The 25,007-nt window shown below is 65.9% G+C and carries 22 protein-coding genes; 13 read left to right on the forward strand and 9 right to left on the reverse strand.

The window, feature by feature from the left end; translation table 11 throughout:
* The first annotated feature begins 1 nt into the window (after nt 1).
* The 7 genes from whiA (at nt 2) to JCQ34_RS09155 (ending at nt 5,949) form a co-directional block, all read left to right on the forward strand.
* Nucleotides 2–982 carry a DNA-binding protein WhiA gene (gene whiA, locus JCQ34_RS09125; RefSeq protein ID WP_142133916.1) on the forward strand — a complete coding sequence of 327 codons (981 nt, stop codon included), beginning with the start codon at nt 2–4 and terminating at the stop codon, nt 980–982.
* Between the two features lie 101 nt (nt 983–1,083).
* Nucleotides 1,084–1,710: a superoxide dismutase gene (locus JCQ34_RS09130; protein ID WP_286403994.1), complete on the forward strand. Its 627-nt coding sequence runs from the start codon at nt 1,084–1,086 to the stop codon at nt 1,708–1,710.
* A gap of 259 nt (nt 1,711–1,969) precedes the next feature.
* Nucleotides 1,970–2,980: a type I glyceraldehyde-3-phosphate dehydrogenase gene (gap, locus tag JCQ34_RS09135; protein ID WP_142133914.1), complete on the forward strand. Its 1,011-nt coding sequence runs from the start codon at nt 1,970–1,972 to the stop codon at nt 2,978–2,980.
* Nucleotides 2,981–2,990: 10 nt separating this feature from the next.
* On the forward strand, nt 2,991–4,217 hold the full coding sequence (locus JCQ34_RS09140; protein WP_286403997.1) for a phosphoglycerate kinase: 1,227 nt from the start codon (nt 2,991–2,993) through the stop codon (nt 4,215–4,217).
* An 83-nt stretch (nt 4,218–4,300) separates the two neighbouring features.
* Entirely contained in the window at nt 4,301–5,116 is an 816-nt protein-coding gene (gene tpiA, locus JCQ34_RS09145; protein ID WP_286403999.1) for a triose-phosphate isomerase, read from the forward strand.
* Nucleotides 5,117–5,164: 48 nt separating this feature from the next.
* A complete protein-coding gene (gene secG / locus JCQ34_RS09150) occupies nt 5,165–5,419 on the forward strand; it encodes a preprotein translocase subunit SecG (RefSeq protein ID WP_142133911.1) in 255 nt (84 codons plus the stop codon).
* Between the two features lie 131 nt (nt 5,420–5,550).
* Nucleotides 5,551–5,949, forward strand: a complete 399-nt coding sequence (locus tag JCQ34_RS09155) for an RNA polymerase-binding protein RbpA (RefSeq protein ID WP_286404006.1) — start codon at nt 5,551–5,553, stop codon at nt 5,947–5,949.
* Here JCQ34_RS09155 and pgl read toward each other — a convergent pair.
* From pgl to tkt, 6 genes are read right to left on the reverse strand one after another with little or no spacing between them, the layout of a single operon-like run.
* Entirely contained in the window at nt 5,902–6,720 is an 819-nt protein-coding gene (pgl, locus tag JCQ34_RS09160; protein ID WP_286404009.1) for a 6-phosphogluconolactonase, read from the reverse strand. The two genes, JCQ34_RS09155 and pgl, sit on opposite strands and share 48 nt — an antisense overlap.
* Nucleotides 6,710–7,651 carry a glucose-6-phosphate dehydrogenase assembly protein OpcA gene (locus JCQ34_RS09165; protein ID WP_286404011.1) on the reverse strand — a complete coding sequence of 314 codons (942 nt, stop codon included), beginning with the start codon at nt 7,649–7,651 and terminating at the stop codon, nt 6,710–6,712. The genes pgl and JCQ34_RS09165 overlap by 11 nt, the downstream gene beginning before the upstream one ends.
* On the reverse strand, nt 7,648–9,207 hold the full coding sequence (zwf, locus tag JCQ34_RS09170) for a glucose-6-phosphate dehydrogenase (protein ID WP_286404015.1): 1,560 nt from the start codon (nt 9,205–9,207) through the stop codon (nt 7,648–7,650). The genes JCQ34_RS09165 and zwf overlap by 4 nt, the downstream gene beginning before the upstream one ends.
* 14 nt (nt 9,208–9,221) lie before the next feature.
* Nucleotides 9,222–10,853, reverse strand: a complete 1,632-nt coding sequence (locus JCQ34_RS09175) for a glucose-6-phosphate isomerase (protein WP_286404018.1) — start codon at nt 10,851–10,853, stop codon at nt 9,222–9,224.
* Nucleotides 10,854–10,858: 5 nt separating this feature from the next.
* Nucleotides 10,859–11,974: a transaldolase gene (gene tal / locus JCQ34_RS09180; protein ID WP_286404021.1), complete on the reverse strand. Its 1,116-nt coding sequence runs from the start codon at nt 11,972–11,974 to the stop codon at nt 10,859–10,861.
* 24 nt (nt 11,975–11,998) lie between these two features.
* Nucleotides 11,999–14,116 (reverse strand): transketolase, encoded by a 2,118-nt coding sequence (tkt, locus tag JCQ34_RS09185; protein ID WP_286404402.1) that lies wholly within the window; start codon nt 14,114–14,116, stop codon nt 11,999–12,001.
* 518 nt (nt 14,117–14,634) lie between these two features.
* Here tkt and JCQ34_RS09190 point away from each other — a divergent pair.
* A complete protein-coding gene (locus tag JCQ34_RS09190; protein WP_286404024.1) occupies nt 14,635–15,591 on the forward strand; it encodes a heme o synthase in 957 nt (318 codons plus the stop codon).
* A 255-nt stretch (nt 15,592–15,846) separates the two neighbouring features.
* Nucleotides 15,847–18,132: a bifunctional SulP family inorganic anion transporter/carbonic anhydrase gene (locus JCQ34_RS09195; RefSeq protein WP_286404026.1), complete on the forward strand. Its 2,286-nt coding sequence runs from the start codon at nt 15,847–15,849 to the stop codon at nt 18,130–18,132.
* A 92-nt stretch (nt 18,133–18,224) separates the two neighbouring features.
* On the opposite strand, the gene JCQ34_RS09200 is transcribed toward JCQ34_RS09195, so the two are convergent.
* From JCQ34_RS09200 to JCQ34_RS09210, 3 genes are read right to left on the reverse strand one after another with little or no spacing between them, the layout of a single operon-like run.
* Nucleotides 18,225–19,187, reverse strand: coding sequence for a COX15/CtaA family protein (locus JCQ34_RS09200; protein ID WP_286404028.1), 963 nt, complete (start codon nt 19,185–19,187; stop codon nt 18,225–18,227).
* Nucleotides 19,188–19,194: 7 nt separating this feature from the next.
* Complete coding sequence (locus JCQ34_RS09205) at nt 19,195–19,962, reverse strand: ABC transporter permease (protein ID WP_286404031.1); 768 nt, start codon at nt 19,960–19,962, stop codon at nt 19,195–19,197.
* Nucleotides 19,959–20,927: an ABC transporter ATP-binding protein gene (locus JCQ34_RS09210; RefSeq protein ID WP_286404033.1), complete on the reverse strand. Its 969-nt coding sequence runs from the start codon at nt 20,925–20,927 to the stop codon at nt 19,959–19,961. Before JCQ34_RS09210 ends, JCQ34_RS09205 begins: the two co-directional genes overlap by 4 nt.
* Before the next feature lie 170 nt (nt 20,928–21,097).
* Between JCQ34_RS09210 and JCQ34_RS09215 the strand changes: the two genes are divergently transcribed.
* Genes JCQ34_RS09215 through JCQ34_RS09230 form a run of 4 tightly spaced genes read left to right on the forward strand, consistent with a single transcriptional unit; the run spans nt 21,098 to nt 24,975 of the window.
* Nucleotides 21,098–21,904 (forward strand): helix-turn-helix transcriptional regulator, encoded by an 807-nt coding sequence (locus tag JCQ34_RS09215; RefSeq protein ID WP_286404036.1) that lies wholly within the window; start codon nt 21,098–21,100, stop codon nt 21,902–21,904.
* Entirely contained in the window at nt 21,904–23,367 is a 1,464-nt protein-coding gene (gene sufB / locus JCQ34_RS09220) for a Fe-S cluster assembly protein SufB (RefSeq protein WP_286404038.1), read from the forward strand. The genes JCQ34_RS09215 and sufB overlap by 1 nt, the downstream gene beginning before the upstream one ends.
* Nucleotides 23,367–24,608 (forward strand): Fe-S cluster assembly protein SufD, encoded by a 1,242-nt coding sequence (sufD, locus tag JCQ34_RS09225; RefSeq protein WP_286404042.1) that lies wholly within the window; start codon nt 23,367–23,369, stop codon nt 24,606–24,608. The genes sufB and sufD overlap by 1 nt, the downstream gene beginning before the upstream one ends.
* 16 nt (nt 24,609–24,624) lie before the next feature.
* The gene (locus JCQ34_RS09230; protein WP_286404045.1) at nt 24,625–24,975 is read left to right on the forward strand and encodes a non-heme iron oxygenase ferredoxin subunit; all 351 of its coding nucleotides are present in this window, start codon (nt 24,625–24,627) and stop codon (nt 24,973–24,975) included.
* Nucleotides 24,976–25,007 lie beyond the last annotated feature (32 nt).

Below are 25,007 nucleotides of genomic sequence, written 5' to 3' on the forward strand. Positions count from 1 at the left end.
CATGGCACTGACAGCATCAGTCAAGGAAGAACTGTCCCGTCTGGACATCAAGAAGTCATCAGTGCGCAAGGCTGAAGTCTCCGCAATGCTCCGGTTCGCCGGGGGACTGCACATCATCTCCGGCAGGATCGTCATCGAGGCGGAAGTGGACCTGGCGTCCACTGCCCGCAGGCTCCGCGCCGCCATCGCCGAGGTCTATGGCCACCAGAGCGAAATCATCGTAGTCTCCGCCGGCGGACTGCGGCGCGCCAGCCGTTACGTGGTGCGGGTTGTCCGTGACGGCGAGGCGCTGGCCCGCCAGACCGGCCTCCTGGACGGACGGGGCCGTCCCGTGCGCGGGCTGCCATCCGCCGTCGTCAATGGTTCCGCGGCGGACGCCGAAGCCGTGTGGCGCGGTGCGTTCCTGGCCCACGGCTCGTTGACCGAACCTGGCCGATCGTCGTCGCTGGAGGTCACCTGCCCCGGGCCCGAATCTGCCCTGGCCCTGGTTGGCGCCGCCCGCCGGCTGGACATCCAGGCCAAAGCGCGGGAGGTCAGGGGAGTGGACCGCGTGGTCATCCGCGACGGGGACACCATCGCGGCGCTCCTGACACGCATGGGCGCGCACGACGCGCTGATGGTGTGGGAGGAACGCCGCATGCGCAAGGAAGTCCGCGCCACCGCCAACCGGCTTGCCAACTTCGATGACGCCAACCTGCGGCGCTCTGCCCAGGCCGCCGTGGCCGCCGGTGCCCGCGTGGAGCGTGCGCTGGAGATCCTGGGCGACGACGTTCCGGACCACCTGAAATACGCCGGCGAGCTTCGCGTGGCGCACAAGCAGGCCAGCCTCGACGAGCTTGGCCGGCTGGCCGACCCCGTCATGACCAAGGACGCCATTGCCGGGCGCATCCGCCGGCTGCTGGCCATGGCTGACAAACGCGCACTTGACCTCGGCGTTCCCGGAACGGACGCCAATGTGACGCCCGAAATGCTGGACGAGTAAGCGCCCCATAGAATCAAGAAGAATTCCGGGCACCAGCTGCCCGGATGCACAATCCGAGAGTTACCAACCGGACCTCCGGGTCCACGATATTGGAGGATTTTGTGACCGAGTACGTTTTGCCGGAACTCAGCTACGACTACGCCGCCCTTGAACCGCACATTTCTGCGCGGATCATGGAGCTGCACCACAGCAAGCACCACGCCGCCTACGTGGCAGGCGCCAACAACGCGCTGGCCCAGCTGGCCGAGGCTCGTGAAAAGGGCGACTTCGCCAACATCAACCGGCTTTCCAAGGACCTCGCGTTCCACACCGGCGGCCACGTCAACCACTCCGTGTTCTGGAAGAACCTCTCCCCGGACGGCGGCGACAAGCCCGAAGGTGAGCTGGCTGCCGCAATCGATGACGCTTTTGGCTCCTTCGATGCCTTCCGCGCCCAGTTCTCCGCCGCAGCCCTCGGCCTGCAGGGATCGGGCTGGGGCTTCCTGGCCTACGAGCCCATCGGCGGAAACCTGGTCATCGAGCAGCTCTACGACCAGCAGGGCAACACCGCACTGGGAACCATCCCGCTGCTGATGCTGGACATGTGGGAGCACGCCTTCTACCTGGACTACGTCAACGTCAAGGCCGACTACGTCAAGGCGTTCTGGAACATCGTGAACTGGGCAGATGTTGCCCAGCGCTTCGAGGCAGCACGCGCCAACGCCACGGGACTCATCACCCTCCCGTAGTGATGCGCGTTATACATCGCTGTAATAAACTTCACATTCCGACTTAAACCGGCCGGGATGTGGACCGGCCGCCCCCGCACTTGCGGGGGCGGACCCAGTTAAACGTAAGATAGGTCACGGAAGGCGGTTAGCCTTCAGCAATGAGGCTGGTCGCCCTCCGTGTAAATCATCTCTGCCCAATGGCGTGCGGGATCTGTTAGTTGGCTTCAACGCCCGCTCAACTAGTAGTGCTTCTCAAAGCACCAAGGAGACTGTAAAAGTGACGACCCGTATTGGTATCAACGGCTTTGGCCGTATCGGCCGCAACTACTTCCGCGCAGCGCTTGCCCAAGGCGCGGACCTGGAGATCGTTGCAGTCAACGACCTCACCAGCCCCGAAGCCCTGGCGCACCTGTTCAAGTACGACTCGGTCGGCGGCCGCCTGAAGGAAACCATCGAGGTCAAGGACGGCAACATCGTCGTCAACGGCAACGTGGTCAAGGTCCTGGCCGAGCGCGACCCCGCCAACCTCCCCTGGGGCGAACTGGGCGTGGACATCGTCATCGAATCCACCGGTTTCTTCACCAAGGCGGCCGACGCGCAGAAGCACATCGCCGCCGGGGCCAAGAAGGTCCTGATCTCCGCTCCGGCCTCGGACGAGGACATCACCATCGTGATGGGTGTCAACCACAACCTCTACGACAACGCCAAGCACAACATCATTTCCAACGCATCCTGCACCACCAACTGCCTCGGCCCGCTGGCCAAGGTGGTCAACGACGAATTCGGCATCGAACGTGGCCTCATGACCACCGTCCACGCGTACACCGCCGACCAGAACCTCCAGGACGGACCGCACAAGGACCTGCGCCGCGCCCGCGCTGCCGCCATCAACATGGTTCCCACCTCCACCGGTGCCGCCAAGGCCATCGGCCTGGTGCTGCCGGAACTCAAGGGCAAGCTGGACGGCTACGCCATCCGTGTTCCCGTGCCCACCGGCTCCGCCACCGACCTCACCGTCACCGTGTCCCGCGAGACCACCGTTGAGGAAGTCAACGCTGCCCTCAAGCGCGCCGCGGAGTCCGAAGAGCTCCAGGGCTTCCTGACCTACACGGACGAGCCCATCGTCTCCTCCGACATCGTGGGCGACCCCGCGTCCTCCATCTTCGACTCCGGCTTGACCAAGGTCATTGGCAACCAGGTCAAGGTTGTTTCCTGGTATGACAACGAATGGGGCTACTCCAACCGTCTCGTCGACCTCACGGAGCTTGTGGCATCCAAGCTGGGCTAGGGTTAGACACATGACATCTCACACCCTCAACGAACTGATCGCTGAAGGTGTCCGCGGGCGGCACATTCTGGTTCGAAGTGACCTGAATGTGCCGCTCGACGGCTCTACAGTCACTGACGACGGCCGTATCAAGGCCTCACTGCCAGTGCTGGCAAAGCTCACGGACGCCGGTGCCCGCGTGCTGGTAACAGCCCACCTTGGACGCCCCAAGGGCGCTCCGGAAGACAAGTACTCCCTGCGGCCCGCAGCGGACCGGCTCGCCGAACTGGCCGGCTTCAAGGTGACCCTTGCCGCCGACACCGTCGGTGATGCCGCCAAGTCTGCGGCGGCGTCCCTGCAGGACGGCGAAGCCCTGGTCCTCGAGAACGTCCGCTTCGACGCCCGAGAAACCAGCAAGGACGACGCCGAACGCGGCGCCTTCGCCGATGAACTGGTAGCCCTCACCGGCAGCAACGGCGCTTACGTGGACGATGCCTTCGGCGCCGTGCACCGCAAGCACGCCAGTGTCTACGACGTCGCCACCCGGCTGCCGTCGTACCAGGGCGACCTGGTGCACACCGAGGTGGAGGTCCTCCGGAAGCTGACCACCGACACCCAGCGCCCTTACGTCGTGGTGCTCGGCGGCTCGAAGGTCTCGGACAAGCTCGCGGTCATCGCCAACCTGATCGGCAAGGCTGACACCATCCTGGTGGGCGGCGGCATGCTGTTCACCTTCCTGGCAGCCCGGGGCCACAAGGTCGCCTCGAGCCTGCTCGAGGAAGACCAGATCCCCGTGGTCCAGGACTACCTGAAGCGGGCCGCGGACGCAGGGACCGTGTTCGTGGTTCCCACGGACGTGGTCGTGGCGGAGAAGTTTGCCGCCGACGCCGCTCACGAAACGGTTGCCGCCGACGCCATTGAGGGCAGCAGTTTCGGCGCGCAGGGCATCGGCCTGGACATCGGACCCGATACCGCCGCCGCCTTTGCTGAACAGATCAAGGGCGCACGCACCGTCTTCTGGAACGGCCCCATGGGTGTCTTCGAGTTCGAAGCATTCTCGGCAGGCACGCGCGCCATTGCGCAGGCCCTGACCGAAACCGACGGCTTCACAGTGGTGGGCGGCGGCGACTCCGCTGCAGCAGTACGCACCCTGGGGTTCGCCGACGACCAGTTCGGCCACATTTCCACGGGCGGCGGCGCAAGCCTGGAATACCTTGAAGGCAAGGAACTCCCGGGCCTCAGCGTCCTGGACCGGTAGTACGGCCCCGCAGTCCTCCGGCCGGCAGGTTGCCCGCGGCAGCCTGCCGGCCGCACACATATCAAGAACCTTTTGGAGATTACGTGACTACGTCAACGAACGGCGCTTTCGACCGCAAACCCTTCATCGCGGGCAACTGGAAAATGAACATGGACCACGTGCAGGGCATCACCCTCCTGCAGAAGCTGGCGTGGACCCTCTCCGATGCCAAGCACGACTATAGCCGCGTGGAGGTTGCCGTCTTCCCGCCGTTCACCGACCTCCGCGGCGTGCAGACCCTGGTCCAGGGTGACGACCTGCAGGTCGCCTACGGCGGCCAGGACCTCTCGCAGTTCGATTCCGGCGCCTACACCGGCGACATTTCGGGCCAGTTCCTGAACAAGCTCGGCTGCAAGTACGTCCTGGTGGGCCACAGCGAACGCCGCACCATCCACAACGAATCCGACGACGTCCTCAATGCCAAGGTCAAGGCCGCCTTCAAGCACGGCGTTATTCCGGTTCTCTGCGTCGGTGAGGGCCTGGAGATCCGCCAGGCCGGAACCCACGTTGACCACACCCTGCAGCAGCTGCGGGCCGGAGTGGCTGGGCTAACCAACGAACAGGCCGCCGAACTGGTGGTTGCGTACGAGCCCGTCTGGGCCATCGGCACGGGCGAGGTGGCCGGACCGGAGGACGCACAAGAAATGTGCGCCGCCATCCGGGCAGAACTCGAAAGCCTCTTCGGCGCCGACGTGGCCGCCAAGACCCGCCTCCTCTACGGCGGTTCGGTCAAGGCCAACAACGCCGCTGCCATCCTCCAGGAGCGCGACGTGGACGGCCTCCTGGTGGGCGGCGCCAGCCTTGACCCGGCGGAGTTTGCTAATATTGTCAGGTTCGAGAGCCACCTGGTCGCGGACTAACCCGCAACCAGCGCACACTCCCGCAAATCCAACTTCTGAAAGGCCGTCGTGGACGTTCTTCATGTCATTCTGCAGATCCTCCTGGGCATCACCAGCCTCCTGCTGACGCTGCTGATCCTCCTGCACAAGGGACGCGGCGGCGGCTTGTCCGATATGTTCGGCGGCGGCATGAGTTCAGGACTCAGCTCTTCAGGTGTGGCAGAACGGAACCTCAACCGCTTCACCATCATCCTGGGCGTCACCTGGGGCGTGGTGATCATCGCGCTCGGCCTGATCATGCGGTTCAGCGGCGGGGACTCCTAGGCGCTGGGCAACGCGACACAAGGTCCTTTCGGCCCTGCCGGCCGCTGGGACTGCCAACTAAACTGTGGTTGACGGAATCCGTCAGCCACAGTTTTTTTGTTCCTGAACGCAGACATGAGGCAGGAGTTGCCATGGTCCACCCAGCATCAGGCTTCCGGGGCACCCGCGCGGGCGTGATCGCAGGTTCCGGCTCGACGCTGCAATCGAATGATGACTCGTCCTCCCAGCCTTTGCCGCGCATCAGGGTGTCTTACTGGTGCGCCAAGGGCCACGAGACCCAGCCCGTGTTCTTGAAGATGCCTGAGGACCAGATTCCCCGGACATGGGACTGCCGGCGCTGCGGCGGCACTGCTACCCGTGACAGCCAGGCGGTAGCTCCGGACGACCCCTTCGACGACGGTTACAAGAGCCATCTGGAATACGTTAAAGAGCGGCGCTCCGGCCAGGACGCCGAAGACGTCCTGGCCGGAGCGCTGGAAAAGCTACGCGCCCGCGGCGTCCTTCCGGACCAGTTGCTGCGGGACACGTGAGGCCGCGTTCTCGTCAATCAGCCACAGAGTGCGGGACGTACCGCGGGGGCCCGAGGCAGGCACCTGCACCGGGTTGGCCCCGGCCAGGGCAAGTCCCACGGCGCCGGCCTTGTCCTCGCCGGCTACTACCATCCACACCTCGGCCGCCCTGTTGATGGCGGGAAGGGTAAGGGAAATGCGCAGCGGCGGCGGCTTGGGAGAGTTCCGGACGCCCACCACCGTGCGGTCTTTTTCCCGGATCCCAGCCTGTTCCGGGAACAGCGATGCGATATGGGCGTCGGGTCCCACACCGAGCAGCACCACGTCGAGCCGGGGCAGCGACGAAGGCTCCTCTGGCCGGTCGTCGGACATATCGGCCGCATGCTCGGCCGCTGCCGCTTCCCTCAGTTGCCGGGCGTAATCATCCGCGGCCTCCTCGGGAGTGTCGAAATCGTCAGACGAGCCGGGCGAATGGATGCGTTCCGGGTCCACCGGAATATGGGAGAGCAACGCTTCAAACGCCTGCTTCGTGTTGCGGTCCGGATCAGCAGAACCAACAAAGCGTTCGTCACCCCACCAGAAGTTGACCTTGGACCAGTCGACGGCGGGCGCCGCCGGTGAGTCCGCAACGGCCTTCAGCGTGCCGATCCCCACGGTTCCCCCGGTGAGCACCACGGTGGCTTCGCCGTACTTGTCCTGCACATCGACGAGCTTGGTGATCAGGCGTGCGGCGATGGCGGCCATGAGGACGGACGAATCAGGATGGATGCTTACTCGTGGGTCAACGCTCACTGGGTCGGACGCTCCTTAGATTGGTACGTGGCAGTCCAATAGTAATCACTTCACCAAACACTTCATCCGGGTCCAGACGGCGGAGTTCCTCTGCGAGGCAGTCGCGGAGGCTGCGGCGCGGGAGGGAGATCCGCTGGGCCGGCTGGCCCGGCTGGGTCAGTTCCGCCACGGACAGTCCCGGCCGGAACAGCTGGACGTCGCCGCCTGGGCGGGTGAGGCGGACGCGCCGGATTCCGGTTCCAGCCGGGTCCGCCACGATGGTCACGGGGGCATCCAGGGTCAGCGTGAGCCAGGCCGCGAGCAGGATGGTGGAGGGTGAGTCCGAGGCACCCTCGACGGCGACGGCCGTCACCGGGGAGGAGTCCACTTCATCAAGGGCCGCAGCGAGCTGGATGCGCCAGTTGGTAAGGCGGGTCCAAGCGAGGTCGGTGTCGCCGGCCTTGTAGGTTTGGTGGATGCGTTCCAGGGCGGCCTGGGGATCCGGTTCGTTCGCGGAGTCGGTGATCCTGCGGTGTGCGATGGCGCCGATGGAGGTTTCGCAGGCGTTCTCGGGGGCGCCGTGCGGCCACCAGGCCACGATGGGTGCGTCCGGGAGCAGCAGCGCCGCGACCAGGGACTCGGATTCGTGCGCGAGCTGACCGTAGCCGCGCAGCACAATGACCTCCGAGGCCCCGGCATCCCCGCCAACGCGGATCTGCGCGTCCAGCCGATCCTTGGCGTCTTTCCCGGCGTCGGCGAGCACGATGATCCGGCAGGGGTGTTCACGGGAGGCGTCGTTCGCGGCCTCGATCGCTTCTTCCTCGAGCCCGGACTTGGTGACCACCACCAGGGTCAGGACCCGGCCCAGGGCGATCACTCCACCCTGCTCGCGCAGGGCCATGAGTTTCTTGGAGACCTTGGACGTGGTGGTATCTGGCAGGTTAACGATCATGGCCTTCTCCAGGTTCGTCCGTCACGGGCCAGCAGCTCATCAGCGCTGGCGGGGCCCCAGGAGCCGGGGGCGTAGGGTTCAGGCTGTTCGTTCAGCGACGCCCAGTATTCCTCAAACGGGTCGAGGATCTTCCAGGACAGCTCCACTTCCTCATGCCGAGGGAACAACGGCGGCTCACCCAGCAACACATCCAGGATCAACCGCTCGTAGGCCTCGGGGGAGGATTCGGTGAAGGAGTGCCCGTAGCCGAAGTCCATCGTGACATCCCGGACTTCCATCTGGGTGCCCGGGACCTTGGACCCGAACCGGATGGTGACGCCCTCGTCCGGCTGTACACGGATGACCACCGCGTTCTGCCCGAAGTCGTCCTCACCGTGGTCACGGAACAGCAGGTTGGGGGCGCGCTTGAATACGACCGCAATCTCCGTCACCCGCCTGCCCAGGCGTTTGCCGGCACGCAGGTAGAACGGCACTCCTGACCAGCGCCGCGTGTGGATGTCCACCCGCACCGCCGCATAGGTTTCCGTGGTGGAGTCCGCCGGGATGCCTTCCTCCTCCAGGTAGCCCAGGACCTGCTCCCCGCCCTGCCAGCCACCGCTGAATTGTCCCCGCGCCGAATGCGTGGAGAGGTCTTCGGGGAGTTTGACCGCGGCGAGGACCTTTTCCTTTTCCGCGCGCAGGTCATCGGCGTTGAACGAGATCGGCTCTTCCATCGCCGTCAGCGCCAGCAGCTGCAGGAGGTGGTTCTGGATCACGTCCCGTGCCGCTCCGACGCCGTCGTAGTACCCTGCCCGGCCGCCGGTGCCGATGTCCTCGGCCATCGTGATCTGGACATGGTCCACGTAGTTGGCGTTCCACAACGGCTCGAACAACTGGTTCGCGAACCGCAGCGCCAGGATGTTCTGAACCGTTTCCTTGCCCAGGTAATGGTCGATCCGGAACACTGCATCCGGCGGAAACACCGATTCGACGATGTCGTTGAGCTTCCGCGCCGATTCCAGGTCGTGGCCGAACGGCTTCTCGATCACCACGCGCCGCCATTTGTCGCCCTCGGCCTGCGCAAGGCCGTGCTTGGACAGCTGCCGGCAGACCTGTTCGAACGCCTTGGGCGGGATCGACAGATAGAACGCGTGATTCCCGCGGGTGCCGCGGACGTCGTCGAGTTCCTTGATCGTCTCACCCAGACGCTCAAAGGCTGCGTCGTCGTCGAACTCGCCCTGGACAAACCGGATGCCCTCGGACAACTGGTTCCAGACCGCCTCATCAAACGGCGTCCGGGCGTGTGCCTGCACGGAGGCCTTCACCTCAGCGGCGAAATCCTCCTTGTCCCATTCCCGGCGGGCGAAACCCACCAACGCGAAACTCGGCGGCAACAACCCACGATTGGCCAAGTCATACACCGCCGGCATCAGCTTCTTCCGGGCGAGGTCCCCCGTCACCCCAAACAACACAAGCGACGACGGACCTGCGATCCGGTTCAAACGACGGTCACGAGGATCACGCAACGGATTACGCCCGCGGCCTGCGCCCTTCCGGCCGTATTCAGTTTCTGGCATATTGCTTTTGCGCCTTAGTTTTCGGTTGCGGATGCGCGGGTGGACAGTGCAGCGACGACGTCCTGCAGCTGGGCCACACCGGCGGCACGGTCAGTGAGGTGGAGGCGCAGCACGGGACGGCCGTGTTCGCCCAGGACCTGGGCGTCGCCTGCAGCCTGCGCGGCGATCAGCTCGCCGAAGGTGAACGGGCGGTCCGGGATCCCCAGATCCTCGGCGGGAGCGGCGGTGACCTGGAGGAAGACGCCAATGGCCGGACCACCCTTGTGGAACTGGCCGGTGGAGTGCAGGAAGCGCGGGCCCCAGCCGAAGGTGACCGGGCGGCCGGTGGTGGCGGCCAGTTCGTCACGAATGCCCTCCAGCCCGGCGAACGCCAGACGGTCAAAGTAGGCCTGGACGCTCAGGTAGCTGTCGGAGGCCAGCGTGTCCAGCAGAGCCTTGACGGCAGCTTCCGCCGTGGCGGCGTCGCCGAGCCAGTCGCCGCCGCGCACCTCGATTGCGCCGTCAACGAACGCGGCCGGAGTGGGTTCGGGCTGCGCGTCCAGAAGTCCGCGGGCTGCCACCTTGGCGGCCTCGACGTCGGGCTGGTCGAAGGGGTTGATGCCGAGCAGGCGGCCGGCCACGGCGGTGGCGAACTCCCACACCATCATCTGGGTGGCGAGGCCGCCGGCGATGGCCACCTGGTTTTCGCCGAGTTCGACGTCGGCGTCCGCTGCCACGAGCCGGACCACCAGGACGTCGGGCGCGCCCGACGTGACCTCGGGGGCCTGCGGACCTGCAACCACCGGAAGGATGCCGGTGCCCAGCTTGCCGGTTGATTCGGCGATGAGCTGTTCCGCCCAGTCGGCGAAGCCAACGATGCCGGACCCGTCTTCGGCGATGACGATCTTGTTCCGCAACGGATTGGTACCGCCCAGGGCGGTACCGAGGGCCAGCCCGATGTTCTCGGGTGCGTCATCGTTGAGGATTTCCGCAGCTTCCTCGGCCTCGTCCAGGAAGGCCTGGATGTCCACGCCGGCCAGGCCGGAGGGGACCAGGCCGAACGCGGTCAGGGCGGAGTAGCGGCCGCCGACGTTGGGGTCGGCGTTGAAGACGGCCCGGTAGCCGGCCTCCCGGGAGGCCTTGTCCAGCGGCGACCCCGGGTCCGTGACAATGATGATCCGGCTCTTGGCATCCACGCCGGCATCGGTGAAGGCCTGTTCGAAGATTCGCCGCTGGGAATCGGTCTCCAGGGTGGAACCGGACTTGGACGAGACCACGATGGCGGTCTGGGCCAGCCGGTCCGCGAGGGCAGCCCTGACCTGGTCCGGGTCAGTGCTGTCCAGCACTGTCAGCTCGACGCCGGCGGTGCCTGCGATGACCTCGGGGGCCAGCGAGGATCCGCCCATGCCGCAAAGCACGATCCGGCTGACTCCTTCGGCACGCAGGGCATCACGGAGTTCCAGGATGTCCTTGACCAAGGGCTGGGAGACTGTGGCTGCCTCCACCCATCCGAGCCGGATTGCCGATTCGGACTCCGCGTCGGGACCCCACAGCGTGTGGTCCTTGGCGAATATCCGCGTGGCAATTCGGTCCTCAACGAGGGCGGGAAGGTGCTGTTCAAGCGCCTTCTGCGCTGCGCCGGTGGCGTCGTAGCTGAGAGTGCTCATGGGTGTTAGGAAGCCTTCCGTGCAGAGGCGAGGGCGCCTTCGACGTCGGCCAGCAGTTCTTTCCAGCTGGCCACGAACTTGTCCAGGCCCTCGGTTTCGAGGAGTGCGACGACCTCGTTGTAGGAGACGCCGAGCTTCTCCAGGGCATCGAGCGTGGCGTTGGCGCCTTCGTAGGTGCCCTTGACGGTGTCGCCGGTGACCACACCGTGGTCGTACGTGGCGTCCAGGGTCTTCTCCGGCATGGTGTTCACGACGCCGGGCGCGACCAGTTCGGTGACGTACAGGGTGTCCGGGTAGGCCGGGTCCTTGACGCCGGTGGAGGCCCACAGCGGGCGCTGGGGGAGTGCGCCGGCGTCGGCCAGCAGGGCCCAGCGTTCGGTGGCGAAGAGCTCCTCATAGACCTGGTAGGCCAGGCGGGCGTTTGCCAGGCCGGCCTTGCCCTTCAGGGCCTTGGCTTCGTCGGTGCCGATCTTGTCGAGGCGCTTGTCGATTTCGGTGTCCACGCGGGAGACGAAGAACGAGGCGACGGAGTGGATCTTGGACAGGTCATGGCCGTTTTCCTTGGCCTGTTCCAGTCCGGACTGGAAGGCGTTGATGACCGCACGGTAGCGCTCCAGGGAGAAGATCAGGGTCACGTTGACGCTGATGCCTTCGGCCAGGGTTGCCGTGATGGCTTCGAGGCCCTCGATGGTTGCGGGGATCTTGATGTGGACGTTGTTCCTATTGACGCGCTGGGAGAGGTGCTTGGCCTCTGCGATGGTTCCTGCGGTGTCCCAGGCGAGGCGCGGGTCCACTTCGATGGAAACGCGCCCGTCCACGCCCTTGGTGGCGGCGGCAACGGGGGCGAACAGGTCGCACGCGTCAGCGACGTCGGTGGTGGTGATCTCGAAGATCGTGTCCTCCACGCTGGCACCTTCTGCTGCCTTGCCGGCAATGATCTGGTCGTAGTCAGTGCCGGACGTGATGGCGGCGTGGAAGATCGACGGGTTGGTGGTAACACCAACCACGTTCTTCTCCTCGATGAGCTTGCGGAGGGTGCCCGTTTCCAGGCGTCCGCGGGAAAGGTCGTCGAGCCAGATGGAAACTCCGGCGTCGGAGAGCTGCTGGGTGGGAGTAGTCATTGCTGTTTCTCCTGAAATTTGGGTTTAGGCCTGGGTGGCGGCGAGGGAGTCCTTGGCGGCGGCGGCAACTGCCTCTGCCGTGATGCCGAACTCCTGGAAGAGCCGCTTGTAGTCGGCGGAAGCGCCGTAGTGCTCAAGGCTGACGGAACGGCCGGCGTCACCGACGAATTCGCGCCAGCCCAAGGCCAGTCCGGCTTCAACCGAAACACGTGCCTTGACGGCGGCGGGCAGGACGGATTCGCGGTAGGCGGCGTCCTGCTTCTTGAACCATTCAACGCATGGCATGGACACGACCCGCGCTGCGATGCCTTCGGCCTGCAGCGCTTCGCGGGCCTGGACTGCGAGCTGGACCTCGGAACCGGTGGCAATCAGGATGACGTCGGCCGGAACGGTGGCGCCGTCCTTGGATGCCTCGGCCAGGACATAGCCGCCCTTTGCCACACCCGCGGTGGATGCAAAGGTATTGCCGTCGGCGTCGCCCTCGCCGCGTTCCCAGGTGGGAATGTTCTGGCGGGTCAGGACGATGCCTGCCGGGTTGGCGTGGTTTTCCAGCATCGTCTTCCAGGCCGCTGCCACCTCGTTGGCGTCGCCGGGGCGGACAACGTCCAGGCCCACGATGGCGCGCAGTGAGGCGAGCTGCTCAACCGGCTGGTGGGTGGGGCCGTCCTCGCCGAGCCCAATGGAGTCGTGGGTCCAGACGTACAGGGACGGCACACCCATCAGGGCGCCGAGGCGGATGGCGGGCCGCTGGTAATCGGAGAAGATCAGGAAGGTGCCGGAGAAAGCGCGGGTGTTGCCGGCCAGGGTGATGCCGTTCACGATCGAGGCGGCAGCGTGCTCACGGATGCCGAAGTGCAGGACGCGGCCGTAAGGGTTGCCGGACCAGGCATCGGTCTGCTTGGAGGCAGGGACGAAGGACGGCGAGTCCTCGATGGTGGTGTTGTTGGACTCCGCGAGGTCGGCCGAACCGCCCCATAGTTCGGGCATGACCGGGCCGAGTGCGTTCAGGACCTTGCCCGACGCCGCGCGGGTGGAAACGTCCTTTCCGGCCGGGAAGACCGGGAGGGCTGCGTCGACGCCGTCGGGCAGTTCCTGGGCCTCGAGGCGCTGCAGGAGTGCGGCGCCTTCGGGGTTGGCTTCCTGCCATGCGGTGAAGGACTCTTCCCATTCCTTGCGTTCTGCGGCGCCGCGTTCCACCACCTGGCGGGCGTGGTCCAGGACTTTCTGGTCCACCTCGAAGGACTTGGCCGGGTCGAAGCCGAGGACTTCCTTCAGCGCCGCGACCTCGTCGCCACCGAGGGCGGAGCCGTGGATCTTGCCGGTGTTCTGCTTCTTGGGGGCCGGGTAGCCGATGATGGTGCGCAGCGAGATGATGGACGGCTTGGAGGTCTCGGCCTTGGCCGCCAGCAGGGCGCTGTAAAGCTCCTGGACGTCTTCCTTGTATTCGCCGGTGCGGGTCCAGTCCACGCGTTGGGTGTGCCAGCCGTAGGCTTCGTAACGCTTCAGGACATCCTCGGTGAAGGCGATGTCTGTGTTGTCTTCGATGGAGATGTGGTTCTCGTCGTAAATGACCACGAGGTTGCCGAGTTCCTGGTGCCCGGCCAGCGACGAGGCTTCGGCCGTGACGCCTTCCTGGAGGTCGCCGTCGGAGGCGATGACCCAGATGGTGTGGTCGAACGGCGACTGGCCGGCGGGAGCGTCGGCGTCGAACAGGCCGCGCTGGCGGCGCTGCGAGTACGCAAAGCCGACCGAGGATGCCAGGCCCTGGCCCAGCGGGCCGGTGGTGATCTCCACACCGGCGGTGTGCTTGTACTCCGGGTGTCCGGGAGTCAGCGAGCCCCAAGTGCGCAGCGCCTCCAGGTCCTTCAGTTCCAGCCCGTAGCCGGAGAGGAACAACTGGATGTAGAGGGTGAGCGACGTGTGGCCGGGGGACAGGACGAAGCGGTCACGGCCCAGCCACTGCGGATCGCGCGGATCATGGCGCATCAGCTTCTGGAAGAGAAGGTAGGCGGCCGGGGCCAGGCTCATGGCGGTTCCCGGGTGTCCGTTGCCCACCTTCTCCACGGCGTCGGCAGCCAGGACGCGGATGGTGTCCACCGCCTTCTGGTCCAAGCTGGTCCATGACAGTTCTTGCTCTTCCAAATGTGGCACGAAAACCGGGCCCCTCTCTGTGCTGGCGGCGGCGGTACACCGGTCCGGTTGAAGGCGCGCATGTGGCGCCCGCTGCGGTGTGTACCAGCCGTCCACCATCGAAACGTTGATCCTTGCATTCAGTCACGGACAGCTGCGGGAATGCGTTTTCCACCGCTTTCTTGCTGTGTGCTGATCTGGTGACAGCTTAGCTCTTATCCATACTCCGGGCAGGCCAAATCTCACGTTGTGGACGCAATTTCCCCTTTTGTGAATCACCATCTCGGCGCCGTGAGTTAATCTGCTCGAATGGGCGCGTGAGCGATCAAATGCGCATATCACCGGGCGGGGACACGGCCCTCGGCGCGGTATGATATTTGGAGGCCAACGCCGGGCGTGCATCTCTATCGCCGTCCGGGGTTCCCCGGCTGTTGCACGCACCTGATGCATTTCCTTCCTTAGTGTCGTGCCCGGGCCCGGGCCGCACGACCGGAGCTGCACCGCCAGCCTCAAACTGCCACACAGAACGGGTGACTGCCACCGTGAGCACAACAGATACGCCGCTGAAAGCATCCCGGGCCTCGGGCACCGGGTTTGCCCGTAAGGCCAAGGCGTATCTCGCCCTCACCAAGCCGCGGGTGATCGAGCTGCTCCTGGTCAGCACCCTGCCCACCATGATCTACGCGGAGCGTGGCTTCCCGTCCATCGGGCTGATTCTCGCCACCCTGGTGGGTGGAGCCTTCGCCGCCGGCAGTGCCGGGGCCTTTAACTGCTACATCGACCGTGACATCGACAAGCTGATGCACCGCACGGAAAACAGGCCGCTGGTCACCGGTGAGGTCACCCCGCGCGAGGCACTGGTGTTCTCTTGGCTGCTTGGCGCGGCCGCCATCGCGATCCTCTGGTTCGGCGCCAACCCGCTGTCTGCCTGGCTGGGGCTGGGGGCCATCTTCTTCTACGTGGTCATCTACACCATGATTCTTAAGCGCCGCACCGCGCAGAACATTGTGTGGGGCGGTGCAGCGGGCTGCTTCCCCGTGCTGATTGCGTGGGCCGCCGTTACGAATTCCGTGGAGTGGCCCGCCATCATCCTGTTCATGGTGATCTTCCTGTGGACCCCGCCGCACTACTGGCCTCTGTCCATGCGCTACGGCGAGGACTACCGGAACGCCAACGTCCCCATGCTCGGCGCCATCGCCGGCGCAAAGGTGGTGTCCGTCCAGGTGGTCCTGTATGCCTGGGCCATGGTGGCCTGCTCGCTGCTGATGATCCCGGCAGGTGGCGCCGGCTGGGTCTACACCCTTACCGCCGTCCTGGCAGGTGCCTGGTTCCTCTACGAGTCCCACGCCCTTTACGGCCGCGCCCAGCGTGAGGACATCCCGGACAAGCGCGCCATGAAGGTGTTCCACGGCTCCATCAGCTACCTCACGCTGCTTTTCATCGCCCTCGCGGTGGACCCTTTTATCGGGCACGCCATTATCGGCTGACACCGCTATCCAGCCCGGACTGGACCAGCGGCTCCCACTTTGCGTGGGGGCCGCTGTTCTGTTTAAGCCTGCCGCCCCGGATCCCAACGGCTTGCCCAGATGCCCGGTGCGGGTCCGGATTGGCGGGGTGCACAAATTTCTGTTGCCCCAGTCAACCATATGACATATTTGTCACATCAATCACGTTTTCTGTCATTAGAGCGGAAATCCTGCTTACGGTGGGTCGGACCCGTACGCTGACGCAAAGGAAACTCCATGGAAGCCCATCCCTCCGCAGTCCCCGCTCCCAGCCACAGTCCGCCAGGGTATAACACGCCGCCGGGTCAAGAGAGCCGTGGCCGCTTCCCCTTCGGGCCCCGGCACTTTTATCGCCACCTGGGGGCCGACGTGCCGGCGTCATTGGTGGTATTCCTGGTGGCCCTCCCGCTTTCGCTTGGCATTGCGGCCGCCTCCGGCGCTCCGATCATGGCGGGCCTGATCGCCGCCGCCATTGGCGGCATTGTCGCCGGAAGCCTTGGCGGTTCGCCCCTGCAGGTAAGCGGACCGGCAGCGGGGCTGACCGTCGTCGTGGCGGGCTTGGTCCAGGAATTCGGCTGGCAGGTGACCTGCGCCATCACCGCAGCGGCCGGCGTCGTACAACTCCTCCTCGGGATCAGCCGTGTGGGCCGCGCCGCCCTGGCTGTCTCGCCGGTGGTGGTCAAGGCCATGCTCGCCGGAATCGGCGTCACGATCATCGTGCAACAGTTGCACGTGCTCCTTGGCTCCAAGCCCGCTGGATCTGCGCTTGAAAACCTCGCGGCGCTGCCGGCAGCTATTACCAACCTGGAACTGCATGCAGCCCTGCTGGGACTGGCCGTGGTGGCGATCCTGCTCTGCTGGAAGTTCCTGCCGGCCGTTGTGCGGCGTGTCCCCGGCCCCCTTGCCGCCGTCGCTGCGGGTACTGCCCTCGCCGTGGCTTTCGCTCCAGGGGTTGAGCGGATCTCCCTGGACGGCTCCATCATCGATGCCATCGCGCTGCCGCAACTCCCCGACGGGAACTGGCGTGCCTTCGCTTTCGCCATCCTGACCATGGCCCTGATCGCGAGCATTGAATCGCTTCTGTCGGCGGTAGCCGTGGACAAGATGCAAACGGGCCCACGGACCAACTTCAACAAGGAACTTATTGGCCAGGGCGCCGCCAACGTCGTTTCGGGTTCACTCGGTGGACTGCCTGTCACAGGAGTTATTGTCCGCAGCGCCACCAATGTGGAGGCGGGGGCCGCCACCCGCAGTTCCGCAATCCTGCATGGCGTCTGGGTCCTCGCTTTTTCGGCCCTCTTCGCCGGGTTGCTCCAGCTGATCCCGCTGGCGGTCCTGGCCGGGCTGCTGGTGGTGATCGGCGCGCGGCTCATCAAACTGGCGGACATCCGCACCAGCCTGCGGACCGGAGACCTCCCAATCTACGCCGTGACCCTCGTGTGCGTCGTGTTCCTGAACCTGCTTGAAGGTGTCATCATTGGCCTGGCCCTGGCCGCCGCCAACGTCCTGTGGCGTGTCCTCCGCAGCCCCATCCGTGCCCACCGCCCAGCAGCGCCGTCGTCGCCCTGGAGGGTGACTATCGGCGGCTCGTGCAGTTTCTTCGCGCTGCCAAAGCTCAGCGGTGTCCTCCAGTCCGTTCCCGCCGGCGCGGACGTGGTGGTGGAGCTGAACGCCGACTACGTGGACCACTCGTTTCGCGAGGCCCTGCTGGCCTGGCAGTCCCAGCACCAGGCCACGGCCGGCGCCGTGATCTTTGAAGAGCACGGCAACACCGTGTTCCGGGACGCCGCCAACCAGGCTCCCCGCCGTGAGGACCCCGTCGAACTGCCGCTGCCGCCACGCAAGGTGCCGCTCTTGCTGGGCGTCAACAGATACCACCGCCGGTTCGCGCACCAGGTGCGGCCGCTGGTTCACAAACTCACGGAAGGGCAGAACCCGGACAGCCTGTTCGTGGCGTGCGTCGATTCGCGGGTCAATCCGAACCTGATCACCACCAGTGGTCCGGGGGACCTGCTCACCCTGCGGAATATTGGCAATGTGGTGTGCACGGGCGAAGGCCGGGAGGCCTCGATCGACGCCACCCTTTCGTTCGCCGTCAACGGCCTTGGCGTGCAATCCCTGGTCATTTGCGGCCATTCCAACTGCGGTGCCATGAAGGCAATGCTTGCAGAGGCTGACGGCGGCGGTAACAGCGCCTTGGGGCAGGCCTTCACGGGCTGGCTGGATCACGTCCGCCCGAGCTACGCGGAACTGCTGGCCGGACATCCGGTGGGCAGGCAGGCTGCGGCGGCCGGCTACAGCAGGGTGGACCAGCTGGCCATGGTCAACGTGGCCTTGCAGCTGGCCAAGCTGCAGGAACACCCGGTGGCCGGGCCGGCGCTGGCGGCCGGAAAGGTGCAAGCCGTGGGTCTGTTCTACGACATTGCCACGGCGAAGGTCCTGCGCATCAATGCCGACGGTCTCGAGGACCTGGAGGCGGAGTTCGACGCCGGGCTGCAGGGGAGGGCCTTGGCCGACCGGTAGCACGGGCAGCACCATTAACGGCAGGCGCCCCGGTCCCAATCGGGGCCGGGGCGCCTGCCGTTAATCCTGGGCGGGCCGCTTACTGCAACCGTCTATCTTGCGGAGCTGCGCGTTTCCACCGCGCTGGAGTGGGCGATGTCCCAGGCGTTGGTGGAGGCGGCCATGAGCAGCGCGGCGCCCAGCATGTGGGCGGCGACCAGCAGCGCCGGGATGCCGTTGTAATACTGCGTGAAGCCGATGATGGCCTGGAGGATGGTGACGCCCAGGAGCATCAGCACGGCGGTGCGGAACGGGCCGGTGATGCGGCGCCGGAAGACCAGCACCAGGGCCACGACGGTACCGGCGGTGACCAGGTAGGCCGGTACGGCGTGGATGTGCGAGAACAGGTCCCAGTCCAGGTCGTTGCGGGGAGCATTGGCGTCGCCGGCGTGCGGGCCGGCCCCCGTGACCACCACGCCGAGCATCACGGCGACGGCGGAGAAAAGGGCGACGGCGGCCGTCACCGGACGCAGCACGGAAGGCAGTGCGGCGGGCCGGATGGCAAGGAAGCGGCCAGTGCGGCCAAAAGCGCGGTTCACCAGCAGGGTGGCGAACACCACCAGGGCCATCGACACCAGGAAATGCAGGCCCACCACCCACGGGTTGAGGTTAGTGAGGACCGTGACGCCGCCAATCACCGCTTGCGCGGGGATGCTGGCGAGCAACCCGAGGGCCAGCAGGAAGAGGTCCTTGCGTTCCTTCCGCAGGTTCCACAGGTACACCAGCATGAGGGCGGCCACCGCGGCCAGCGCGAAGGTCAGGAGCCGGTTCCCGAACTCGATGAAGCCGTGGATGCCCATCTCGGGGGTGTTCACGATCGAGTCCGAGGTGCAGCGCGGCCACGTGGGGCAGCCCAGGCCTGATGCGGTCAAGCGGACTGCGCCTCCGGTCACCACCAAAAGCGTCTGGCCGATCAGGGACGCTACGGCGAGCCGGCGGATGCGGACATCCACGGTGCGGGGGAGCCGCGAGGCCAGGCGGCCGGCGAGCTTGGGAAGGCGTGAAGCCGTGGTCACGATTATCTCAATTCCACTTGAACCAACGGATGGCTGCAGCCCCGGCGATAACCGTCCAGAGCAGCAGGATGAGGGCGGCGCCGCCGTTCACGGCCCCGCCCAGGAAGGCGGCGCGCATCGATTCGCCCAAAGCGCCGGACGGCAGGAAATGCACCACCGCCTGCGCCGCGGCGGGCAGCCTTTCGGCCGGGATCACGATGCCGCCCATGGCGCCCAGCAGGATCCACAGCAGGTTGGTGATGGCCAGCGTCGCCTCCGGCCGGACGGTCCCGGCCACCAGCAGCCCCAGCGCGGTGAACGCCGCCGCCCCAAGCGCGAGCAGGGCCAGCCCCGGAAGCCAGCCGGCCGCCGTCGGCTGCCACCCCAGGGCCAGGGCGACAAGGCCCACCACCACCACCTGGATGGACAGGACGGCCAGGACCGAAAGGACCTTACCGGCAATCAGGCCGCTCCGCCCCAGGGGCGTGGTGGACAGAAAGCGGAGCACACCGTAGCGGCGGTCGAAACCGGTGGCGATGCCCTGCCCGGTGAAGGCGGTGGACATGGCGCACAGGGCCAGGATTCCCGGAACGGCCACGTTGATGCGGCTGGAGCCCATCCCGTCCAGGAAGGGGGTCACGGTCAGGCCGACGAGTGCCAGCAGCGGCAGCACGATTGCCAGGATCAGCTGTTCGCCGTTCCGCAGCATGGTCAGTGCCTCGTACTTGCCCTGCAGCAGGACGCGGCGCGCCAGGGACGCCGGTTGCTGCGTCTCCTGCAATGCTGCCCCGCTCATCGGATGTCCTTTCCCGAAATATCCAAAAAGACGTCTTCAAGGCTACGCGCCTCAAGGCTCAGTGATGCCGGCATGATGCCCTTCGCTTCCCACCACTGCGCCAGCGCGGACAGGTGGCGCGGCGTGAGCGCGCCGGTCACGGTGTAGCTGCCGGCCCGGGCTTCGGAGAAGTCCACGTCGTCCGGGAGCACCGCGGCCAGGTCCAGTCCGGCCGGGGCCTCGAACGCGAGCGTCCGGACGTGGTCTGCGCCGTGTTCCGTGGCCGGGCTTCGCTGCAGCAGTTCCTGGACGGTTCCTTCGGCGACGTTCCGGCCGCCGTCGATGATGTACACGTAGTCCGCCAGGCGCTGGGCGTCATCCATGAGGTGGGTGGTCAGGATGATCCCCATCCCGCCGTCGCGCAGTTCGGCGATCAGGTCGAACACGAGCTGCCGCGACTGTGGGTCCAGGCCCGCACTGGGCTCGTCAAGGAACAGGACTTCCGGCCGTCCGATCAGGGCGGCCGCAAGCGCCAGCCGCTGCTTCTGGCCCCCGGACAACCTGCGGACGCTCGTGCGGCTGAAGGTATCGATCCCCAGCCGGCCCACCAAGTGCTCCAGCGGCCAGGGGCGGGCGTACAGCCCGGCGATGTGCCGCAACAGCGGCAGGGGCCTGGCCGACGGCGGGAGGCCGCCGTCCTGGAGCATCACACCTACGCGGGAGCGCAGTTCAGCGCTGGCCGTCGCCGGGTCCTGGCCCAGCAGCGAGATGCTGCCGCCGGTTCGCTTCTGCAGGCCCTGTGCGCATTCGAGGGTTGTCGTCTTCCCGGCGCCGTTGGCGCCGAGCAGGGCAGTTACCTGTCCGCGCTCCGCAACGAGGGAAACGCCGCTGACAACCCGAAGCATCTTGCCGTCCATGCTGGACAAGGGGCCTACGTCCTTGATAAGCCCATGGATGGACAGGACGGGGGACTGGGGGGATCGCACCACAGTATTCTACGGGATGTAGTATTTAGCGCTGTCCCGCCAACCCTGCGCGGGTACCGGGCGTGGGCGCGCGAAATGTTGCCCAGTCATAATCGGTTCAAACGCCCCAGGTCAGCCTGCCCTTACTGGAGCCCGGGACTAAATTACGACATGATTGTGTTGTGTATTCCATGACCAACACCACCGCTGTGCCCGTGGCCGGGCCCGGTCGTGCCGCATCCAGCCCTGTGGCTGATGCGGACGAGCGCACCCGGGACCGGGTGCTTGCTGCCGTCCTGGAACACGGACCGGTCAGCGCCGCCGAACTGGGGGACATGCTGGGCTTCACCCCGGCGGCAGTCCGGCGCCACCTGGACCACCTCTCACGCGCCGGCGTCATCGAAGTCAAACGGGTTGCCAAGCCCGGTGCCGGTGCCGGCCGCCCGGCCCGCCGCTACGTCCTCAGTTCGCAGGGCCAGTCAAGCCTGGGCAATGACTACCTGGACATCGCCGCGCTGGCGCTCCAGGAGTTGCAGAAGGTTGCCGGCCCGGATGCGGTGCGGGCCTTCGCCGAGGAGCGGTTCGCGGACATGGAGCGCCGGTACGCGCCTGAAATCGAACAGGCCGGGCCGGACATCCGCGACCGTGCCACCGCACTTTCAGCCGCACTGAGCCGGGACAACTTCGTGGCTTCCGCCGCGACCATCGAAGCGAAGGCACCGCTTCCGGCGGCGCTGTCCAGCGTGCAGCTCTGCCAGGGCCATTGCCCCATCCAACAGCTCGCAGCCCGGTTCCCGGTATTCTGCGACGTCGAAACCGAAGTCTTTTCAAGGCTGGTGGGAGTGGACGTGCGTCGGCTTTCCACCCTGGCGCGGGGCGGCCACGTCTGCACCACCCACATACCTACAGGCAGGCTGTCTGCCAAACCGGCGCCCGCGCCGGCGGCAGCCCCCGCCGGCCTGGACGAAGTAATCAACCATCAGCAAGAAAGGCCGTGATGACGGACCAACTATCAGAGAAAGCAGTAGCTGAAAACACTGTGATCTCGGAGATTCTGGAAAAGAATCCCGAGCTCCACGGCATCGGCAACTACGAGTACGGCTGGGCCGACAAGAACGACGTTGGCGCCAATGCACGGCGTGGTCTCGATGAAGAGGTAGTCCGGGACATTTCGGCCAAGAAGAGCGAGCCGGAATGGATGCTCGACCTCCGCCTCAAGGGCCTGAAGTACTTCGACCGCAAGCCCATGCCCACCTGGGGTGCAGACCTCTCCGGCATCGACTTCGACAACATCAAGTACTTTGTCCGCTCCACCGAGAAGCAGGCTGCCAGCTGGGAAGACCTCCCCGAAGACATCCGCAACACCTACGAGAAGCTGGGCATCCCGGAAGCCGAGCGCAGCCGCCTGGTCTCGGGCGTTGCCGCCCAGTATGAGTCCGAGGTGGTCTACCACCAGATCCGCGAGGACCTCGAGGCCCAGGGCGTCATCTTCCTGGATACCGACACTGCCCTGAAGGAACACCCGGAGATTTTCCAGGAGTACTTCGGCACCGTGATCCCGGTGGGCGACAACAAGTTCGCGTCGCTGAACACCGCAGTGTGGTCCGGCGGCTCCTTTGTGTACGTGCCCAAGGGCGTCCACGTGGACATCCCGCTGCAGGCCTACTTCCGCATCAACACGGAAAACATGGGCCAGTTCGAGCGCACCCTGATCATCGCCGACGAGGACTCCTACGTCCACTACATCGAAGGCTGCACGGCTCCGATCTACACCTCGGACTCGCTGCACTCCGCCGTCGTGGAGATCATCGTGAAGAAGGGCGCCCGCGTCCGCTACACCACCATCCAGAACTGGTCCAACAACGTGTACAACCTGGTGACCAAGCGCGCTGTCTGCGAAGCCGGCGCCACCATGGAATGGGTTGACGGCAACATCGGCTCCAAGGTCACCATGAAGTACCCGGCCGTGTACCTGGTGGGTGAGCACGCCAAGGGCGAGACCCTGTCCATCGCATTCGCCGGCGAGGGCCAGCACCAGGACACCGGCTCCAAGATGGTGCACATCGCGCCGAACACCAAGAGCTCCATCATCTCCAAGTCCGTTGCCCGCGGCGGTGGCCGTGCCGCCTACCGCGGCCTGGTCCAGGTCCGTGAAGGCGCCAAGCACTCAGCCAACACCGTGCGCTGCGATGCCCTCCTGGTGGACACCATCTCCCGCTCGGACACCTACCCGTACATCGACATCCGCGAGGACGATGTCCAGCTGGGACACGAGGCCACCGTTTCCCGCGTCAGCGAGGAGCAGCTCTTCTACCTCATGTCCCGCGGCATGCCCGAGGACGAGGCCATGGCCATGATCGTGCGCGGCTTCATCGAGCCGATCGCCCGCGAACTGCCCATGGAATACGCCCTTGAGCTGAACCGCCTCATCGAACTCCAGATGGAAGGATCCGTCGGTTAATGACTGCCGAAGCAACTACCGAAAAGGCGCGCATCGGCGCACCGTCGATCGCCGGTTTCACCGAGGAAGGCGAACACCTGGTCGCCTCCAAGGTTGACCGCCACCACAGCCACGGCACGCAGGTCATGGCCTCCCGCGCCGAACGCCTCACCAGCCACGACGTGGCCGACTTCGCCCTGCCCAACGGCCGGGAAGAGGAATGGCGCTTCACCCCGGTGCGTGAACTCGCCAACCTGCTGTCCGACGCTCCGTCGGAAGACGGCAGCCTGGACGTTTCCGTCGAGGCGCCCGCCGCCGTCGTGCAGCGTACCCTCGGCGCAGGTGAGGCCCCCCGTGGTGCCACCCTGGTCCCCGCCGACCGTGCCGCCGTCGTCGCTTCCGCCAACGCCGGTGGCGCCCAGCTTATCTCCATCCCGGCCAACGCCGAGCTGGACGCTCCCGTGCGCGTCGTCCTGACCGGCAACGGCGCGGGCCGCCGCAGCAACTCCCACGTGGTGATCGAGGCCGGGGCCAACAGCCGCGGCGTAGTGATCCTGGAGCACGGCGGCATCGCCGACCACAACGGCAACGTCGAGGTCCTGGTCCGCGAGGGCGCCCAGCTGACGGTGGTTTCCGTGCAGCTGTGGGAAGACGACGCCAAGCACCTGGCCCAGCACGACGCCGAGGTTGCCAAGGACGCCGTGTACAAGCACATCGCAGTAACGCTCGGCGGCAAGATCGTCCGCCTGAACTCCAACGTCCGGTTCGCCGGTGAAGGCGCCGAGGCCGAGCTTCTGGGCCTCTACTTCGCCGACGCGGGGCAGCACCTGGAGCACCGCTCCTTCGTGGACCACAACCTGGCCAACTGCAAGTCCAACGTCCTGTACAAGGGCGCGCTGCAGGGCAAGGGCGCACACACGGTCTGGGTGGGCGACGTGCTGATCCAGAAGCAGGCTGAAGGCACCGACTCCTACGAGAAGAACCAGAACCTGGTCCTCACCGACGGCTGCCGTGCGGACTCCGTGCCCAACCTCGAGATCGAGACCGGCCTGATCGAGGGTGCCGGCCACGCCAGCGCCACCGGCCGGTTCGACGACGAGCACCTGTTCTACCTGATGGCCCGCGGCATCCCCGAGGATGTTGCCCGCCGCCTGGTGGTCCGCGGCTTCCTCAACGAGATCATCCAGCAGATCAAGGTCCCGGCCCTCGAAGAGCGCCTGACCGAAGCTGTTGAGCGCGAACTCGCGGCAACCGACAACTAGGAACGGACAGGAACGTATGAGCGGCACACCCAAGGGCGAACTGGTCTGCAACGCCAATGACATCCAGGTCAAGCAGGCACTGCGGATCCTGATCGACGGCTACCCCGTGGCCGTGGTGCGGGACTCGATGGGGGAGATCCACGCCATCGGCGACACCTGCTCGCACGCGGACATTTCCCTGTCCGAGGGCGACGTGGAGGGTTGCGCCATCGAGTGCTGGGGCCACGGCTCCCAGTTCGACCTGCGCAGCGGCCAGCCCCTGCAGCTCCCCGCCTACGATCCTGTCCCGGTGTTCGCCGTCGAACTCGACGGAGACGACGTCTACGTGGACGTCACCAACGTTTTGAACGGCGCAGCAGTCAACTGAGCGCCGCGCAGCACCAGACTTACGAGCGAAAA

It is taken from the genome of Pseudarthrobacter defluvii, assembly GCF_030323865.1.
GTDB classification, from domain to species: Bacteria; Actinomycetota; Actinomycetes; order Actinomycetales; family Micrococcaceae; genus Arthrobacter; species Arthrobacter sedimenti.

What these genes read in the sequence shown, in the direction of transcription:
- JCQ34_RS09155 (WP_286404006.1), top strand. Translation starts at nt 5,551, where the DNA reads ATGGTCCACCCAGCATCAGGCTTCCGGGGCACCCGCGCGGGCGTGATC.
- JCQ34_RS09195 (WP_286404026.1), top strand. Translation starts at nt 15,847, where the DNA reads ATGGAAGCCCATCCCTCCGCAGTCCCCGCTCCCAGCCACAGTCCGCCA.
- JCQ34_RS09215 (WP_286404036.1), top strand. Translation starts at nt 21,098, where the DNA reads ATGACCAACACCACCGCTGTGCCCGTGGCCGGGCCCGGTCGTGCCGCA.
- JCQ34_RS09140 (WP_286403997.1), top strand. Translation starts at nt 2,991, where the DNA reads ATGACATCTCACACCCTCAACGAACTGATCGCTGAAGGTGTCCGCGGG.
- zwf (WP_286404015.1), bottom strand. Translation starts at nt 9,207, where the DNA reads ATGCCAGAAACTGAATACGGCCGGAAGGGCGCAGGCCGCGGGCGTAAT.
- whiA (WP_142133916.1), top strand. Translation starts at nt 2, where the DNA reads ATGGCACTGACAGCATCAGTCAAGGAAGAACTGTCCCGTCTGGACATC.
- sufD (WP_286404042.1), top strand. Translation starts at nt 23,367, where the DNA reads ATGACTGCCGAAGCAACTACCGAAAAGGCGCGCATCGGCGCACCGTCG.
- JCQ34_RS09230 (WP_286404045.1), top strand. Translation starts at nt 24,625, where the DNA reads ATGAGCGGCACACCCAAGGGCGAACTGGTCTGCAACGCCAATGACATC.
- JCQ34_RS09205 (WP_286404031.1), bottom strand. Translation starts at nt 19,962, where the DNA reads ATGAGCGGGGCAGCATTGCAGGAGACGCAGCAACCGGCGTCCCTGGCG.
- sufB (WP_286404038.1), top strand. Translation starts at nt 21,904, where the DNA reads ATGACGGACCAACTATCAGAGAAAGCAGTAGCTGAAAACACTGTGATC.
- tal (WP_286404021.1), bottom strand. Translation starts at nt 11,974, where the DNA reads ATGACTACTCCCACCCAGCAGCTCTCCGACGCCGGAGTTTCCATCTGG.
- JCQ34_RS09175 (WP_286404018.1), bottom strand. Translation starts at nt 10,853, where the DNA reads ATGAGCACTCTCAGCTACGACGCCACCGGCGCAGCGCAGAAGGCGCTT.
- JCQ34_RS09165 (WP_286404011.1), bottom strand. Translation starts at nt 7,651, where the DNA reads ATGATCGTTAACCTGCCAGATACCACCACGTCCAAGGTCTCCAAGAAA.